Source organism: Mesorhizobium sp. M8A.F.Ca.ET.208.01.1.1 (genome assembly GCF_004791315.1).
In the GTDB taxonomy this organism is placed as follows: Bacteria; Pseudomonadota; Alphaproteobacteria; order Rhizobiales; family Rhizobiaceae; genus Mesorhizobium.
On the sequence record NZ_SRUT01000011.1, the window covers coordinates 168,294 to 185,219 of the forward strand.

Genomic DNA, 16,926 nt, shown 5'->3' on the forward strand with positions numbered 1-16,926 from the left:
GACCCCAAGGAGTGAACCCCATGAAGCTGACTGATTTCAAGGCCCTGACCTTCGACTGCTACGGCACACTCATAGATTGGGAATCCGGCATGATCGAAGCCCTGAAGCCGCTGACCCAGCGGGTTGGCGGCGCCTTGAGCCGCGACGACATCCTGCAGGCGCATGCAAGACACGAATCCAGCCAGCAGAACTGGACACCGCAAAAACGCTACAGCGACCTTCTGGCTGTCGTCTACAAGCGGCTCGCCGAGGAATGGGGCGTCGTGGCCACGCCGGAGGAATGCATCGCCTATGGCCAGAGCGTGAAGGACTGGCCGGCCTTTGCCGACACCGCCGCCGCCCTGCAATACCTCAAGAAGCACTACAAGCTCGCCATCCTCTCCAACGTCGACAATACGAGCTTCTCCTTCAGCAACAGGAAACTCGGCGTCGATTTCGACGCGGTCTACACGGCGGAGGATATCGGTTCCTACAAGCCGTCGCCCCGGAATTTCGACTATATGCTGGAAAAGCTGGCGACGCTCGGGATCAGCGACAAGGAGGTCCTGCACACGGCCGAAAGCCTGTTCCATGACCATGCCGTGACCAATGGCCTCGGCCTAAAATCATGCTGGATCCAGCGCCGGCACGCCGATCAGGGTTTTGGCGCCACCATGCATCCCGGCGACATGCCGAAGGTGGACTTCCGCTTCGACAGCATGGCCGACCTGGTGAAGGCACATAAGGAAGAATTGCGCGCCTGATTGGCCATCCACGGCGGGAGTGAGAACGCGCCGGACGTCTTCAGTTCTTTTTATGGGGGATGCCGCCGCGCTCGAGCGACTTCTCGGCCAAGGCGCCGGAACCCCACAAGGCGCGGCCGAGCAAGCCCCTGCGCTTGCGCGGGAGGAGATCGATATCGCTGACGAGCTTGGCGCCTCCCTTGCGCCGTTCGAGCGTGATCTTGCGGCTGTGGAAGGCCTCCAGCTCGGCCCGGTGCGCCACGCTCACGATGGTGACATCGGGCAATTCGCGGATGATGGTTTCCATCATCTTTTCCTGGCTCTTCTCGTCGAGTGCCGCCGTCGCCTCGTCCAGCACGATGATGTCGGGCGCGTGCAGGAGGAGCCGGGCGAAGGCCAGCCGCTGCTTCTCGCCGCCCGACAGGGTCTGGTCCCATGGCGCGTCTTCGTCGATCTTGGCGCCGAGATGACCGAGCCCGACCTTGTCGAGGGCGGCCTTGATCTGCGGAACCGTCCAGTCGTCGGCAGCACCTGGATAGGCCGCTGCCCGGCGCAGCGTGCCCGAGGGAATGTAGGGACGCTGCGGCAGCATGAACATGCGTTTGCCCGGATGGAAATCGACGCTGCCGCCGCCCCACGGCCACAGGCCCGCTATCGCCCGCACCAGCGTGCTCTTGCCAGAGCCGGATTCGCCGGCCACCAGCAGTCGCTCGCCCGGCTGGATCACGACCTCGGTTTCCTTGACCACGGCGGTGCCGTCATCGAGCGACACCGAGAGATTGTTGAGGCTCAGCATCGTGTCGTCCTTGGTCTCGCCGCGATTGATGCGCCCAAGCGCGTCGCTCTCTTCCGCGCGTTCGAGTCCGTCGAGCGACATCATCAGCGAGGCGATGCGCCGTGCCGAGGCGTTCCAGTCGGCAAGACGCGGGTAGTTGTCGACCAGCCATCCGAACGCGCCCTGCACGATGGCAAAGGCGGACGCCGCCTGCATCACCTGGCCAAGCGACATCGAGCCGTCGAGGAATTTTGGCGCGCACAACAGCACCGGCACAACCGGCGCGAACAGGCTCGACCCCTGCGAGACCAGCGCCGTGCGCATGTGCTGGCCGGCAAGCATCGCCCACCGCTTCAGCACGCCGGCGAAGGTCCTGTCGATGCCGCTGCGCTCCTCCTCCTCGCCGCCGAGCAAGGCGATGCTCTCGCCGTTTTCGCGCACGCGCGTCAGCGTGTAGCGAAATTCCGCTTCCGCCTGGTTCTTCTGCTCGGAGAGCTCGACGAAATGCCGGCCGATGACCACCATCGAGGTGGAGGTGATCGCTGCATAGATGACCGCGGTGATGACGAGGAAGCCTGGAATGGTGACGGTCGACCCGCCGATCGGCAGCGTCAGCGCGCCGCCGATGGTCCACAGCACGACGATGAAGGTCGAGGCGGCAAGGAAGGCGTTGATGACGCCGGAGATGAAATCCACCGGCGATTCGGTGGCGATCCGCAGATCCTCGGCAATGCGCGCTTCCGGGTTCTGGTGATCGCCGCCGACGAGATTGAGCTGGTAGTAGCGGCCATTGGTGAGCCAGCGGCCGATGACCGATGTGGTGAGCCAGGAGCGCCAGCGGCGCTGGATCGTCATGCGCAGATAGACCTGCGCGACGACGAGGCTGACGCTTCCAAGCACCAGCGGCACGAACACGGCGCTCAGGAAATAGACGGTCGGGGCATTGCGCTGTTCGATGGCGTCGAAGATCGATCGGTTCCAGACATTGATGCCGTACTGGAAGCCGACATTGACGCAGATCAGGATCAGGAGCCCGATCGTGCACGGCCAGGCGAGCTTGTCGCCGCGCCGGCTCCAATAGCCGCGCGCGCTGATCCAGAACCGCTTCAGCAGGTATTTCTTGCGCGCCTGCTCGGCCTGTTCGGGGCTCAGTTGCGGATCAGGTTCCACCGCCTCCGGCGGCGGTGCGGCCTCGCCGACGACCTCGGAAGCGGCCTCGACATCGGATGCCTCCCGCTGGCGGGGCTTCCTGGCACCGTTTGGTTTGGCGCCGCCGACCGGCTTCGGTTTGGATTTGATGTCTGCCACAACGGCCATAACGGCCTGGATATCGGAAGGTTTCATCGTCTTCCTGATATGGCGGTTGGCGGCGGTGCCAAACCTGTTCCGGCGCCCGCGATATCGGCAACGCCTCGCCATGACTTCACCGCCGCACAATCGCCACCAAGCCACGCGAAGAGCTTGTAAAAACGGAGGTTCCACGATGCGTCTGGTCTGGACTTTGGTGTTGGCGCTGGCGAGCGGTGCGGCCCATGCGGCTTCGCCGGAGGACGACTACATCGCCGCGCGCGACAAGGCGATATCGGCCATCGCCGCGATGGAAAGCGCGAATACCCCGGTTGAAACGCTCGACGCGGCCAATGACAAGGCCCGCGCCGATCTCGAACAGCGCCTTTCCACGCTTCTGGGACCTTTCACGGTCAAGGGTTTTCCGGCGGCCGGCACGATCAACATCGAAAGCCTCAGTTCCTCCGATGTCGGATTCGGCATGCTGGACGGGCTGCGCCACGGCACCGAGGACGGCCCCAGCATCGTGGCGTCGACACGCGGGCTGGTCGAGCGCTGGCTGCAGTCGCGCGCCGCCGAGACCGACGCCGATCTCAAACTGCCCACCAACTTCGACGCGGCGCTGAAGCTCGATGCCTTCTACACCCAGGCCATCGGCAGCGACGCCGCTTTCACCGGCACGCTCGACTTCAAGCTGAAGACGCCCGATGGCGCCGACATGGCGATCGCCCGCCTCGGCGGCTGGGCGCAGGATGTCGGGCCGAACTACGACCAGGAGGTCGTCGTCACGCTCGTCAAGGGCAACAGCGTCATGATCGCCGAGGCGCCGGCGACACCTCCCGTCCCGAAGATCGTGGCCTGCGACGCGGTCTGGACCGCCGCCGATGCCGCCGCCCAGAAGCTGGTCAAGCAGGCCACCGGCGACAGCGACGAAAACACATCCGATGCCGCCGACGCCGCCTGGGCAAAAGGCGACAGCGACTTCCGCGCCTGCATGGGCAAGAGCCTGCCTGACAACCCCGTCTTCCCCGCGCTGCTTGCCCAGGCGCAAGCGCTTGCCGACCATATGGCGGGGAAGTAGGGCGCGGCACCGAAGCTGCCAATCTCCCCCCTTGTGGGGGAGATGGCCGGCAGGCCAGAGGGGGGCGCTGTCCCGCCGACGTCTCAGTGGATCACTTTTGCCTTTGGAGGGGCGCGCACCGCGTAGCCCAGCAAATAAGCAAGGCCGAGTTCCTTCGCGCCCCCCTCTGCCCTGCCGGGCATCTCCCCCACGAGGGGGGAGATTGACTGTTTCGCCGCCGGCGCCGATTCCGCCCTTGCCGCCGGCGCACCCCATCACAATATTGTCGTCGCGCTGGCCTTGCTGAACTCAGTTGCCAGAGCCGCCAAAAATGGTTGAAAGGAAGTCTCGCTCGCGCTCCGGCGCGGCGGGTGGTTGAACAGTGTGGGAAACTCGCAATGACGACAAACACGAAAGCGACGGAAACCAAGGCATTCGAGGCGGATGTTTCGCGGCTGCTGCACATGATGGTGCACTCGGTCTATTCCGACAAGGACGTCTTCCTGCGCGAACTGATTTCCAACGCCGCCGACGCCTGCGAGAAGCTGCGCTTCGAGGCGGTCAGTCATCCGGAATTGCTGGCCGATGACCCCAAGCCGCGCATCTCGATTTCAGCCGATCCCGACAGCAAGGAGATCACCGTCGAGGACAACGGCATCGGCATGAGCCGCGACGACATGACGGAGGCGCTGGGCACGATCGCGCGCTCGGGCACGCGCGCCTTCATCGAGCGCGTCGGCACCGGCAATGCCAGCGAAGACACGCAACTCATCGGCCAGTTCGGCGTCGGCTTCTACTCCGCCTTCATGGTGGCGACCCGCGTTGACGTCATCAGCCGCCTGGCGGGAAGCGACGAGGCCTGGCGCTGGTCGTCCGACGGCAAGGGTTCCTACGAGATCGCGCCCGCCCCGCTCGAAGCCGCTCCCAGGCGCGGCACCCGCGTCGTGCTGCATCTGATGGACGATGCCGTGTCCTATACCGGCTCCTACCGGCTCGAGCAGCTGGCGAAATCGCAGTCGGGCCACGTGCCCGTGCCGATCACGCTCATCGAGAAACCCGGCGCCGAGGCACGCGACATTGCCGATGGCACGGCCCTTTGGGTCAGGCCGAAAAGCGAGATCAAGCCCGAGGAATATACCGATTTCTACCGTAGCCTCGCCGGCCAGTATGACGAGCCGGCCGCCACCATCCATTTCCGCGCCGAAGGCAGGCAGGAATACTCAGTGCTCGCCTTCGTGCCCGGCTCGCGTCCCTTCGACCTCTTCGACCAGGACCGCAAGGGCCGCATCAAGCTCTATGTGCGCCGCGTCTTCATCACCGACGATGCCGATTTGTTGCCGCGCTATCTGCGCTTCATGCGCGGGCTGGTCGATTCCGCCGACCTGCCGCTCAATGTCTCGCGCGAGATGATCCAGGAAAGCCCGTTGCTGGCCGCGATCCGCAAGGGCCTGACCAATCGCGTGCTCGGCGATCTTTCGAAGCTGGCCGAGAACGAGCCCGAGGCCTATGCGAAAATCTGGGAGAACTTCGGCGTCGTCCTCAAGGAAGGGCTCTACGAGGACCACGAGCGGCGCGAGCAGCTCTTGAAGCTCGCCCGCTTCCGCTCGACGGCCTCGGGCGAAGGCTGGCGCGGCCTTGCCGACTATGCCAGCGCAATGAAGGAAGGCCAGAAGGCGATCTTCTTCATGGCCGGCGACGACCGCGCCCGCCTCGAAGCCTCGCCGCAGCTCGAAGGTTTCAAGGCGCGCGGCATCGAGGTGCTGCTGCTCACCGACCCGGTCGACAGTTTCTGGACGTCGATGGCGCCGGAATTCGACGGCAAGCCGTTCAAGTCGGTGACGCAGGGCGTGGCCGAACTTTCCGACATTCCCTTGCTCGACGAGGCGAAGAGGCCGGACACGGCGGCTACGCCCGAAGTCGACGGCTTCCTCGCCTTCGTCAAGGCAGCGCTTGGCGAAGCCGTGTCGGACGTCAAGCCTTCCGACCGCCTGACCGAAAGCGCGGTCTGCCTGGTAGCGCCCGAACATGGACCGGATCGGCAGTTCGAGCGGCTGCTCAACGCCGCCGGACGCCTCGACAAGACGGCCAAGCCGATCCTCGAGATCAACCCCCGCCACGAGCGCGTCCGGGCGCTCGCCAGCCTCGGCGACGACGAGCAGGCCTTCAAGGACGATGCCGCCCACCTGCTCTACGACGAGGCGCGCGTGCTCGACGGCGACAAGCCGGCCGACGCCAGGGCGTTTTCCGAGCGCCTTGCCCGCCTGATTGCGCGCGGTATCTCGAAGGGCTGAGGCGCGCCGACCAAGCCTCCTCGACGTGTTTGTCGCTCGAAGGTGCAAGGCGGGGTTGCGCAGCGACCCCGTCCGCCGAAAATTGGCGTCTATCCCAGCAGGGAACGGGCTGAAATCCACTGGCTCAATCGCCCACTGTAGACATCGCGCTTGCAATCACCCAATCTTGGCGCCGGGAACAAAATAAGCGCTTCCAAGAAGGCGCGAACGTCCGGGTGCTCATGAAACGACGATGGACATTGTATGATCCACGGCTGGCCTGGATGCTCGTCGCGCCGGTGCTCCTGCTGCTGATCTTTTTCCTGGTCCTGCCGATCGCCGTGATGGCCGGCTATACCTTCTTCACCTTCGTCACCGCCGGCGTGGAAACGAGCGCGCTGACGACCGCGAACTGGCACGAATTCCTCACCGACAGCTATTATTCCGGCTTCCTTGTGAAGACGCTGCGGGTCGGCGCGATCACCGCGCTGCTTTGCGGCGTGCTCGGCTATTTCCCCGCCTATTTCATCTGGGCCACGACCTTCAGGCACAAATGGCTGCTCTTGCTTCTGCTGATCGTGCCGTTCTGGATCAGCTTCACCATCCGCACCTTTTCCTGGATCAACATCCTGGGCGAACAGGGCGTCATCAACGTCGCGCTGCTGAAATTGGGCATCATCAACGAGCCGCTGCCGATGCTCTATAACGAAGGCGCGGTCATCCTGGGCATGCTGCACTTCCTGCTGCCCTACATGATCCTCAACGTCTATGTCAGCCTGGAGAGCATTGATCGCACATTGATTTCGGCGGCCCGCTCGATGGGCTGCACGAGCGCGCAGGCGTTCCGCGAGGTCACGCTGCCGCTGTCGCTGCCCGGCCTGGCGGCGGGCCTGCTGCTCTGCTTCGTGCTGGCCGCCGGCAGCTATGTGACGCCGCAGCTTCTCGGCTCGGGCCGCGACGCGCTGTTCGGCAACCTGATCTACGACACCATCATGGGCGAGCTGAACTGGCCGATGGGCGCCACGCTTTCGATCGTGCTGTTCGTCGTGCTCGGCGTCTTCGCCGCCGTCTACACGCGCTACATGGGCATGTCGCAGATCGTCAAAGGACTGGGTGGATGACGGGGCTTGGCGGATGAGCGGGACCCGGCGCAAGCAGGAAGGCAGATGGGCCTGGCGGCTGACCGGCTTCGTCACGGTCTGCGTCTATATCTTCATGTTCGCGCCGATCGTGGCGACAGTGATCCTGTCGTTCAACGCCTCGATGTTCGGCGGCTTCCCGATGACCGGCTTCAGCCTGCAATGGTACGGCAAGCTGATGGCCAACGACGCGGTGCTGGCCGCCTTCCGCACGTCCTTGTGGATCGCATTGGTCACCGCCATCGTCACCACCGCCATCGGCGTCACCACGGCGTTTGCCCTGGTGCGCTTCGAATTTCGCGGCAAGCAGGCGCTGAGCACGCTGGTGATCCTGCCGGCGCTGGTGCCCGAAACAATCCTCGGCGTCGGCCTGCTGGTGCTGATCAAGGCCGTCGACCAGCCCAGAACCATGCTGCTCCTGGTGCTCGGCCATATCCTGCTGGCCGTGCCCTATGTCGTGCTGATCGCCCAGGCGCGCATAATCGGCATCCGGCGCGTCTATGAGGAGGCGGCACTGTCGCTTGGCGCCTCGCGCTTCTCGTCCTTCCGCGAGATCACGCTGCCGCTGCTCATCCCGGCCGTGGTCGGCGGCGCGCTGCTCGCCTTCACCATCTCGTTCGACAACACTTCGGCCAGCCTGTTCTGGCGGCCGGCAGGCGTCGAGACCATGCCCACCCAGATCCTTTCCATGCTCAAGATCTCGATCAGTCCGGAAATCAACGCGCTCGGCACCGTGATGATCCTGGTGACCGTCGGCATCCCGCTGATCGGCGGCCTGATCCTGCAAAGCCTGACAAAACTGAGACGACGTGGCGAACCAAAGGAGGAAACACAATGAAACTGACCACCACAAAGCGGTTGGAACGACTGCACGACCGATATGCCAATGGCGATTTGAGCCGCCGCACCTTCCTGACGCTGACCGCCGCCGCGGCAGCCTCGGCGGGCCTTTCCATGCCCTGGATGGGCCGGGCGCTCGCCGCGGTCCAGGAGGTTCGCTTCGACGGTTGGGGCGGCACGGTGCAGGACGCGATCGACAAGTTCGCCTTCCAGCCCTACACGACCAAGACCAAGATCAAGGTGGTCCAGGGCACGTTCGGCGACGAGGACGAGATCATCACCAAGATCAAGACCGCCAAGCCCGGCGACTACCAGGTCATCCATTCCTCGGGCGTCAACTATTACATCAAATATGTGAACGCCGGCCTGACCTCGGAGATCAACGAGGCCAACATTCCCAACATGGCCAACGTGCTGCAGCCGATGATCGAGCCGTTCCGCAAGCTGACGCCGAAGCTTTCGGCCGTGCCCTATGACTACGGCACGACGGGTATCGCCTACAACACCAAGGTGATCTCGCCGGAGGAAGCCAAGGAAAAGGGCGCGGCACTGCTGCTCGACAAGAAATACGCCGGCAAGGTCGGCGGCTATTCCGACATGACGACGCGGGTCTGGTACGCGGCGCTCGCCACCGGGCAGGATCCCAACAATCTCAAGGACATGGACGCCATCTGGGCCAAGGTGCGCGAGACGCGCGACCTCGCCAAGAAGTTCTGGAGCTCCGGCGCGGAGCTGATGGATCTGCTTTCCAAGGGCGAGATCGTGGTGACCGATGCCTGGTCGGGCCGCGTCGCCGCGCTGCAGGACCAGGGCCATCCGATCGGCTATCTCGATCCGGCCGGCTCCTATGCCTGGATGGAGGACATGCTGATCCTGAAGGGCTCGCCGATGGCCGAGTGCGAGGAGCTCATCAACTTCATGCTCGACCCGGCGACCTCGATCGCGGTGGCAGAGGGCCAGAGCTATCCGCCGTCGCTCGACCCCAACAAGGTCAAGCTGACCGAGAAGATCGAGAAGCTGCCGGCGTTCGACAAGACGGGCACGATGAAGTCGCTGACCTTCGCCGATCCGACCTACTGGGCGACCAACGAGGACGCCTGGACCAAGCAGTGGAACAGGATCTCCAAAGGTGCCTGACAGCCAGGACACGACACTCCATCCCCGGCCTGTCCTGGCCGGGGCAGCCGGCGCGAGCGCGGCCGCCGAGGCAGACAGCCCGGCGGTCGAGTTCCGCGACATCGACATCGCCTACGGCAAGTTCGTCGCGGTGCGCGATTTCTCGCTCTCGATCCGCAAGGGCAGCTTCGTCACCCTGCTCGGGCCCTCGGGCTGCGGCAAGACCACGATCCTGCGCTCCATCGCCGGCCTGGTCGACATTTCGGGCGGCCAGATCATGATCGACGGGCGGCGGGTCGATGACATCCCGATTTACAAACGCAACATCGGGCTGGTCTTCCAGAGCTACGCGCTGTTCCCGCACAAGAACGTGTTCGACAACGTCGCCTTCGGCCTGAAATACCGCAACGTGCCGAAGCCCGAGATCGCCCGCAAGGTTGGCAAGGCGCTCGAGATGGTGCGGCTGCCGGGCAGCGAGAAGAAGCTGCCCTCGCAGCTGTCGGGCGGGCAGCAGCAGCGCATCGCGCTTGCCCGCGCCATCGTCTTCGAGCCGCAGGTCTTGCTGCTGGACGAGCCGCTGTCGGCGCTGGACGCCAACATGCGCGAGGAGATGCGCGTCGAGATCAAGAAGATCCAGAAGGAAACCGGCATCACCGCCATCTTCGTCACGCACGACCAGGAGGAAGCGCTCTCCATGTCGGATCGCATCGTGGTGATGAACGCCGGCGCGGTGGAGCAGATCGGCACTCCGGAGCAGGTCTATGAGACGCCGGCCACCGCCTTCGTCGCCGACTTCCTCGGCAAGGCCAACATGCTTGCCGGGACCGTGAGCAGGTCCGGCCAGGCGGTGGTGCTCGGTACCGGCCAGACGATCAGCGTGGCGTGTCCAAGGCCGCTTGCCGACGGCAGCAAGGTCACTGTCGTGGTGCGGCCGCAGAAATTTTCGGTCGGTACTGGAACGAGCGGCAACCGGCTCACTGGCCGCGTCGTCTCGGCCTCGTATCTGGGCGGCAGCGCAATCTACGAGATCGACATCGGCGGCAAGACCAGCCTCCGCGCCAACACGCCGATCACTGGCCGCGTGCTTCGCGAAGGCGAGGCGATCGACCTCGGATTCGACCCGGAGGGCTGCGTCCTGCTCGACGACAGCGGGCAGCGGATTTCCTAGAGCAATTCCAGGAAAAGTGTGAAGCGGTTTTCCGTTCGGAATTGAGAAAAAACAAAGAGTTAGAGCCGTTCAGCGATTCCGTGAAATGCGGAACGGCTCTAGACCCCGCACGTCACGTCGCGGACTTCATTGTATCATGGCTCCGCCCGGCATGCGGTTTGGATGCCTGAGATGCGTTGGCGTGATGCCGGTCTGCTGGCGGAACACGCGGCTGAAATGGCCGGCATTGGTGAAGCCGCAGCGGTAGGCGATGTCGCCGATCTGCAGGTCGCTGCCTTCCAGCAGCGACTTCGCATGATGCACCCTGAGCGCCAGATAGGCGGCCATTGGGCCGATGCCCAGTTCCGATCCGAAGAGCCGTTCGAGCTGGCGCCGCGAGCAGTTCAGGCGGCTTGCGATCTCGGCGACCGACAGCGTCTCCTGGAGGTTGCTCTCCATCAACAGCAAAGCGCGTTTCACCGCCCGGCTCGACGCACCAGGAAACAGGTCGCCCACGGGCTGCACGTCCCTGCTGCTTCTGATCCGGTCGAGGACGAGGATCTTGGCGGCCTTTTCAGCCGCCTTCTGGCCGATGAACTGGGACACGAAGTGGCCGGCAAGGTCGGCGGCGCCGGTGCCACCGGCGCATGTCGAGCGGCCCCGGTCGACGGTAAACAGGCTGTCGGCATGAGCGTTCACCTCCGGGAACCGGCTGCGGAAATCCTTGATGTGGAACCAGCTGACGGCGGCGCTATAGCCATCGAGCAGACCGTAGCGCGCGAGCACGAAGCTGCCCGTGCAGAGCGCCGTCAGGGGCACCCCCTTGCCGGCGGCCCGCAACAGGAACGCCTCCTTCTCGGAACTCAGGCTGCGGTTGGTGTCGAGCAGCCCGCCGACCACGACGACATTGTCGAAGTCCTCCGGATTGCCGATCCCCCGGTCGGCAGCAATTCGACGCCGCAACTCGCCCGGATCGGCAGGCCGCGTTCGCCGACGATCTCCCAGTCGAACTCTATCCTGCGGCTGCGGTCACCTTCGTCGCCCGCCAGCCGCAGCGTGTCGATGAACAGCGACAGCGGCGACAGGGTGAAGTCGCGAACCAAGAGAAACGCAAACCGCCTGGCCATTGTTGTTCGAAACCGTCTTGTCTCAAGCTTATTCAGCCAGCACATTATCCTGGAACAGCGGACGATGTGTTTGCCAAAAGCGGCACCGGATTTCTTGCTTATCGCTGGCCGCGCAGTCCAGGGCGCCCTCCCTCAACACACCGCCTCAAGTTAATAGGATCGCCCGCCGACTCGGACCAAGTGCATTCCAAGGGTCGATCGGGCGTCGATGGGACGAGGAGAAGTGTGATCAGCGCCTCGGGAATGCGCATGGCCAGGGAACTGATTGAGCCTGATTTCGGTTGTCTGTTGTGCGAATGATCGTTCCACGGCAGGCATCTGATGAGCGAAAATGAGACATGAAAACTGCAGCCAAGCAGCGCGGCCCCCTGCGGAACATCCTGAGCGGCATCGCGGCGGCAATCGCGAAGAACGCTGGTCGCGCATCCGAGCAAGGCACGGGTACCGCGTCAATGGTCGCCGAATGGCCGCTCCCGCCGTCGGCGACACTGGGGTCCTCCATGCGCTTGAAGGGGATCGAACGCGAGGTTCGGGCCAGGCTGCCTTGGACGGTGAGGAAATTCACCAAGGCCGAGACAGGCCGCATCGTGTTGCGCATGGTGCAGACCGACGCGGATGCGTTTCGGGCCGCCTCGGCAACCATTGCCAGGACACTGGAAGGGATCGAAGCGCTGGCCGTGCTGCCGCGCGAGGCCGAGGACATTCTCACCATTTCCTCACGCGAGCGCCACAAATGGCTCAGGGATGGTCGCCTGAAAAGCATCGGCACGCGCACCGTGAAGATGCGCGGGCGATCCAAGGCCGTGACCTTCCACGTCTTCGATCCACGGCACATCGAGGACGTTCTCGACCGTGACCTGGCGACCGCCTGGCGGGAGGAAGACGCGAAGGAAGCGTCCGAGAACAGACGGCGCGCCGCCGGCAAGGCCGCACTGACGCGAGCCGGCAAGCGGTCGGGCAACGCCCGCAAGACCAGAAATTCGGGCTCTGACGATGCGCCAAAGCTCGAAGGCTGGGACACGTTCGAGGCGGAAGGACTGCTGCGCTAGCGCAGGAAAACGTAACGATTTTCCGTCGAGGATCGTATCCGCACTCGTTCCCGGTTATGGATATTTCGCCTTGTCTGGGCCGGCAGGCCCAAGGTCGCCCTGCAATTCCTGCGGCAGCGGCAGGCTCGAACATTGCAGATGCACGTCGCGGGCGAGCCGCTTTCGCTGCTTCTGCTCCTGCTCCTTGGTGGCCGCTATGATTCCCAATCCATAGGGGCCAAGGGCGACGAATTCCCAGCCCGGATGCGTTTTTTCGCGGACCGCGTAGTCCGAAGCCGCCGCCCGGGCTTGCTGGCATTGCGGCGTCGCCCATTTCTGGTCCTGCTGCGAAAGCGAGGCTCCATAGTCGACCGGAGAGGTCGCGCATCCAGCCATCGTCGCGGCCAACGCGGACATTGCAAGCCCCATCGCAATTCTCATCCCGAAGCCTTTCCCAACCTTTGTGGACAGCACACGGAACTCCCACCCCACAAGGACATGGCCCGATGGGCAGGTCGCCGGCCAACACCGCCATTCGCCCTTTACGAAAATCGACCGCTGTGTGTCGATAGCGAAAATGTGTTCGGACACGATGTCTGGTTTGCGCCAGAAACGGTCATCCGTCGTCAGTCATCCAAAAGCCGCGATTGGATCGAAACGAAAAGTTGTGCTTGGAACCAAAGCCGGGGCAAGACTGTTCTGCTAAGACTTTGATATGCGTCGTACCAGGCCGATGGATAAGCGGCGACCTTTGAGGAGCTCTCGTCATGAAAATTTCATCCGGATTTCGTTCAATCGCCGTTGCCGCCATCGCCACCGTGGGCGTCAGCTTGGCCAGCGCCGCGCATGCCGACAGCGGCACGATCCGTTTCTCCGTCTACAAGGCGGCGTTCTTCGTCGGCGGCTCCGGTGGCGAAGGGACGTTCACCTTCCATGGTAAAAGCTATCCCATCTCGATCGGCGGCGTCTCGGGCGGCCTCGCCTTCGGCGTCTCCAAGACCTATTTCCGCGGCACCGTGCGCCACATCAGGCGCGCGCGGGACGTGACCGGCGTCTACGGCGCGGCCGGCGGCGGCGGCACGCTCGGCAAAGGCGCCCAGGTGATCGTGATGACAAACGACAAGGGCGCCCAGCTCCAACTCACGGGCAAACAGGTGGGCCTGCAGGTCAACGCCGACCTGAGCGGGCTGGCCATCTCGCTGAGATAGGAGCGTCCTTTCCCGTCCGGAATTGCGTCGAGCTGTTCACCGTTTTGTGAAACAGCGAACCGGCGGTTCAGGGGAGAGCAAGACGATGATTGCCGAAACCGAGGTCGCGAAATTCTTCGCGGCCTATGCGGAATTCTACAATGACGCGCTGTTGCCCGAAGCCGATTTGAAGGATGTCGCCGACATCTATTCGTCCGCCTTCATCTCCGTCACCCCTGGCGCGGTCATGGCCGGCGAAAACGGCAGGCAACTGATCGAAATCATGAAGAAGGGCTTCGAGGGCTACAGGACAATCGGCGCCAGGAAGATGACGTGCAAGGACGTGTCCGTGACGCCGATCGATCGAGACCACTGCGTGGCAAAGGTGCAATGGGCCGGAGAGTACCAGAACAAGAAGGCGCGCTCATTACCATTGATTTCGAGGTCAGTTATCTCTTGGAAAGGCGTGACGGCAAGCTCAAGGTGTTCGGCTGGATCAGCGGGGACGAGCAGGCCGAATTCAGGAAACACGGACTGCTTTAGGCCCCGTTTCGGAGAACGGCGCCCGCCCCCAACCCGCTCAGCTCCGCAGGCCCGGCGCTTCCTGTCCGGTGCGCTCGACATATTCGGTGTAGCCGCCGCCATAGGTGTGGATGCCTTCGGGCGTCAGCTCCAGCACGCGGTTCGACAGGGCGGCCAAGAAGTGCCGGTCGTGCGAGACGAACAGCATCGTACCTTCATACTGCGACAGCGCCTCGATCAGCATCTGCTTGGTGGTGATGTCGAGGTGGTTGGTCGGCTCGTCCAGCACCAGCAGGTTGGGCGGGTCGAACAGCATCAGCGCCATCACCAGCCGCGCCTTCTCGCCGCCCGACAGCACCCGGCATTTCTTCTCGATCTCGTCGCCGGAAAAGCCGAAACAGCCGGCAAGTGCCCGTAGCGGCGCCTGGCCGGCCTGCGGAAAATTGTCTTCCAGCGTCTGGAACACGGTGCGCTCGCCTTCGAGCAACTCCATGGCGTGCTGGGCGAAATAGCCCATTTTCACGCTCGGCCCCCGCGCCACCGTGCCGGTGTCGGGGTCGGAGGCGCCGGCCACCAGCTTCAACAGCGTCGATTTCCCCGCGCCGTTGACGCCCATGATGCACCAGCGTTCGCGGCGGCGGACCTGAAAATCGAGCCCTTCATAGATGGTGCGGCTGCCATAGGCCTTGTGCACGTTCTTCAAGGTCACGACATCCTCGCCGCAGCGCGGCGCCGGCTGGAACTCGAAATTCACCACCTGGCGGCGCTTGGGCGGCTCGACGCGGTCGATCTTGTCGAGCTTCTTCACCCGGCTCTGCACCTGCGCGGCATGGGAAGCGCGCGCCTTGAAGCGCTCGATGAAGGCGATCTCCTTGGCCAGCATGGCCTGCTGTCGCTCGAACTGCGCCTGCTGCTGCTTGTCGGCGATCGCCCGCTGCTGCTGGTAGAATTCGTAATTGCCGGAATAGGCGGTGAGCGAGCCGGCATCGATCTCGACGATCTTGTTGACGATGCGGTTCATGAACTCGCGGTCGTGCGAGGTCATCAGCAGCGCGCCGTCATAGCCCTTCAAAAACTGCTCAAGCCAGATCAGGCTTTCCAGGTCGAGATGGTTCGACGGCTCGTCGAGCAGCATGACGTCGGGCCGCATCAAAAGGATGCGGGCCAGCGCCACGCGCATCTTCCAGCCGCCCGACAGCTTGCCGACATCGCCGTCCATCATCTCCTGGGAAAAGCCGAGACCGTCGAGCACTTCGCGCGCGCGTCCGTCGAGCGCATAGCCGTCGAGCTCCTCGAAGCGGTGCTGCGCCTCGCCATATTTTTCGATGATCTCGTCCATCCGGTCGGCCTGGTCGGGATCGGCCATCGCGGCCTCGAGCTCCGCCATCTCGGCCGCCACCTCGCTCACCGGTCCGGCGCCGTTCATCACCTCGGCCACCGCGCTGTGGCCCGCCATGTCGCCGACATCCTGGCTGAAATAGCCGATGGTGACGCCGCGATCGACCTGCACCTGGCCCTCGTCGGGCTGCTCCTGGCCGGTGATCATGCGAAACAAAGTCGTCTTGCCGGCGCCGTTGGGCCCGACAAGGCCGATCTTCTCGCCCTTCTGCAGCGAGGCCGACGCCTCGATGAAGACAAGCTGACGGCCATTCTGCTTGCCGATGTTTTCAAGTCTGATCATGATAGTTCCGGGAGGCTCAAGCCGAATGGAAGGGATTTGCCCGCGCCCTTACGCGAATGACAGTGCCGGGGGAAGAGGCAGAAGCGCCGCAGCGGGTATGCGCGAACGGCGGCGCGCCGATAGGCCGCCCAAGGTCGGCTTTCCAGCCGCGCGGTCAAAAATCATTCGCTTGTCGAAATCCACCTTCGTCGAACGACTTTGGAGCGGCGGCCCGCACGGCCCGACCAGCAACGCCAACAGGACAGGACCATGGCAATGGCCAAGATGCTCGTGATCTACAAAACCCCGGCCGATCCGGCCGCCTTCGACCGGCACTATTTCGACGTTCATATACCGCTGGCCAAAAAGCTTCCCGGCCTGCGGCGCTACGATGTCAGCAGGCGGCCGATCGTCAAGCTTTCGGTGGGCGAGATGCCGTATCTGGTAGGGACATTGTATTTCGACAGTCTCGACGACATCCGTGCCGCGTTCGCCAGCGAAGTCGGCGTTGCCTGTGCCGCCGACCGGCGGATATTGGCCCCAGGTGACGACGATCTGACGATGCTGCTGTTCGACGCCGACGAAGTGTGAACCCGGCCTCCAGACACACTTCAGAAACAAGATTCAACATCCGGGAAAAACTGGCGAAAAGATCGTCTGCGATAACCATCCCGTGGCGGCCGGGCTGCGGCCGCTAGACAACGCAAGGGGATCTCGCCTGCAATGCAACGACGTTCGGCCGGATGGATGGGTGCCCTGACAGGCATGTCGCTTGCCATGCTTGCCGTCGCGCAGTCGGGCGCGGAGGCGGCGGTCACCCGCAGCGAATATTGCAGCCGGCTCGGTCTTCAGCTCGACGGCGCCATCCGGACCAAGGCCGAACCCGGCGCCAGTGCGAGCCAGATCGCGCAGGCGACGGCACTGCAGGACAGGGCGAACCGGTTCTGTGCCGAGAGCAAGCAGGCGCAAGGGATCCGGACTTACGCCAACGCCCTGAAGCTGCTTGGTGTGACACCAGTCGACCTCAACCAGTGACGGCAGCCATC

General features: G+C 63.8%; 17 protein-coding genes. 12 read left to right on the forward strand and 5 right to left on the reverse strand.

Going from position 1 to position 16,926, the window contains the following annotated elements; translation table 11 throughout:
• The first annotated feature begins 20 nt into the window (after positions 1 to 20).
• Positions 21 to 743: a haloacid dehalogenase type II gene (locus EN851_RS30930; RefSeq protein ID WP_135930703.1), complete on the forward strand. Its 723-nt coding sequence runs from the start codon at positions 21 to 23 to the stop codon at positions 741 to 743.
• A gap of 40 nt (positions 744 to 783) precedes the next feature.
• Here EN851_RS30930 and EN851_RS30935 read toward each other — a convergent pair whose 3' ends face one another.
• Entirely contained in the window at positions 784 to 2,805 is a 2,022-nt protein-coding gene (locus tag EN851_RS30935; protein WP_135930718.1) for an ABC transporter ATP-binding protein/permease, read from the reverse strand.
• A gap of 175 nt (positions 2,806 to 2,980) precedes the next feature.
• On the opposite strand from EN851_RS30935, the gene EN851_RS30940 reads away from it, so the two are divergent.
• The 6 genes from EN851_RS30940 (at position 2,981) to EN851_RS30970 (ending at position 10,377) form a co-directional block, all read left to right on the forward strand.
• Positions 2,981 to 3,865 carry a hypothetical protein gene (locus EN851_RS30940; protein ID WP_135930704.1) on the forward strand — a complete coding sequence of 295 codons (885 nt, stop codon included), beginning with the start codon at positions 2,981 to 2,983 and terminating at the stop codon, positions 3,863 to 3,865.
• A gap of 377 nt (positions 3,866 to 4,242) precedes the next feature.
• Positions 4,243 to 6,135 (forward strand): molecular chaperone HtpG, encoded by a 1,893-nt coding sequence (htpG, locus tag EN851_RS30950; RefSeq protein WP_135930705.1) that lies wholly within the window; start codon positions 4,243 to 4,245, stop codon positions 6,133 to 6,135.
• Between the two features lie 263 nt (positions 6,136 to 6,398).
• Positions 6,399 to 7,235 carry an ABC transporter permease gene (locus EN851_RS30955; RefSeq protein WP_245520843.1) on the forward strand — a complete coding sequence of 279 codons (837 nt, stop codon included), beginning with the start codon at positions 6,399 to 6,401 and terminating at the stop codon, positions 7,233 to 7,235.
• A 13-nt stretch (positions 7,236 to 7,248) separates the two neighbouring features.
• The gene (locus EN851_RS30960) at positions 7,249 to 8,091 is read left to right on the forward strand and encodes an ABC transporter permease (protein WP_135916509.1); all 843 of its coding nucleotides are present in this window, start codon (positions 7,249 to 7,251) and stop codon (positions 8,089 to 8,091) included.
• Positions 8,088 to 9,230 carry an ABC transporter substrate-binding protein gene (locus EN851_RS30965; protein ID WP_127280705.1) on the forward strand — a complete coding sequence of 381 codons (1,143 nt, stop codon included), beginning with the start codon at positions 8,088 to 8,090 and terminating at the stop codon, positions 9,228 to 9,230. Before EN851_RS30960 ends, EN851_RS30965 begins: the two co-directional genes overlap by 4 nt.
• The gene (locus EN851_RS30970; RefSeq protein WP_135930707.1) at positions 9,223 to 10,377 is read left to right on the forward strand and encodes an ABC transporter ATP-binding protein; all 1,155 of its coding nucleotides are present in this window, start codon (positions 9,223 to 9,225) and stop codon (positions 10,375 to 10,377) included. The genes EN851_RS30965 and EN851_RS30970 overlap by 8 nt, the downstream gene beginning before the upstream one ends.
• Before the next feature lie 126 nt (positions 10,378 to 10,503).
• On the opposite strand, the gene EN851_RS30975 is transcribed toward EN851_RS30970, so the two are convergent.
• Entirely contained in the window at positions 10,504 to 11,319 is an 816-nt protein-coding gene (locus EN851_RS30975) for a GlxA family transcriptional regulator (RefSeq protein WP_245520844.1), read from the reverse strand.
• Complete coding sequence (locus EN851_RS37410; protein WP_245520845.1) at positions 11,220 to 11,483, reverse strand: hypothetical protein; 264 nt, start codon at positions 11,481 to 11,483, stop codon at positions 11,220 to 11,222. The genes EN851_RS30975 and EN851_RS37410 overlap by 100 nt, the downstream gene beginning before the upstream one ends.
• A gap of 338 nt (positions 11,484 to 11,821) precedes the next feature.
• Here EN851_RS37410 and EN851_RS30980 point away from each other — a divergent pair, with 338 nt between their 5' ends.
• Positions 11,822 to 12,532, forward strand: coding sequence for a hypothetical protein (locus EN851_RS30980; protein WP_135930708.1), 711 nt, complete (start codon positions 11,822 to 11,824; stop codon positions 12,530 to 12,532).
• Positions 12,533 to 12,586: 54 nt separating this feature from the next.
• On the opposite strand, the gene EN851_RS30985 is transcribed toward EN851_RS30980, so the two are convergent.
• Positions 12,587 to 12,952: a hypothetical protein gene (locus EN851_RS30985; protein WP_127277664.1), complete on the reverse strand. Its 366-nt coding sequence runs from the start codon at positions 12,950 to 12,952 to the stop codon at positions 12,587 to 12,589.
• 326 nt (positions 12,953 to 13,278) lie between these two features.
• On the opposite strand from EN851_RS30985, the gene EN851_RS30990 reads away from it, so the two are divergent.
• Together EN851_RS30990 and EN851_RS37415 are read left to right on the forward strand one after the other, a co-directional pair.
• Entirely contained in the window at positions 13,279 to 13,719 is a 441-nt protein-coding gene (locus EN851_RS30990) for a hypothetical protein (RefSeq protein WP_127277665.1), read from the forward strand.
• A gap of 312 nt (positions 13,720 to 14,031) precedes the next feature.
• Positions 14,032 to 14,241 carry a hypothetical protein gene (locus EN851_RS37415; protein WP_245520846.1) on the forward strand — a complete coding sequence of 70 codons (210 nt, stop codon included), beginning with the start codon at positions 14,032 to 14,034 and terminating at the stop codon, positions 14,239 to 14,241.
• Positions 14,242 to 14,278: 37 nt separating this feature from the next.
• Here EN851_RS37415 and EN851_RS31000 read toward each other — a convergent pair whose 3' ends face one another.
• Positions 14,279 to 15,901 (reverse strand): ABC-F family ATP-binding cassette domain-containing protein, encoded by a 1,623-nt coding sequence (locus tag EN851_RS31000; RefSeq protein WP_127870257.1) that lies wholly within the window; start codon positions 15,899 to 15,901, stop codon positions 14,279 to 14,281.
• Between the two features lie 255 nt (positions 15,902 to 16,156).
• On the opposite strand from EN851_RS31000, the gene EN851_RS31005 reads away from it, so the two are divergent.
• Entirely contained in the window at positions 16,157 to 16,471 is a 315-nt protein-coding gene (locus EN851_RS31005) for an EthD family reductase (protein WP_127870256.1), read from the forward strand.
• A 132-nt stretch (positions 16,472 to 16,603) separates the two neighbouring features.
• Positions 16,604 to 16,915 carry a hypothetical protein gene (locus EN851_RS31010; RefSeq protein ID WP_167531328.1) on the forward strand — a complete coding sequence of 104 codons (312 nt, stop codon included), beginning with the start codon at positions 16,604 to 16,606 and terminating at the stop codon, positions 16,913 to 16,915.
• Positions 16,916 to 16,926 lie beyond the last annotated feature (11 nt).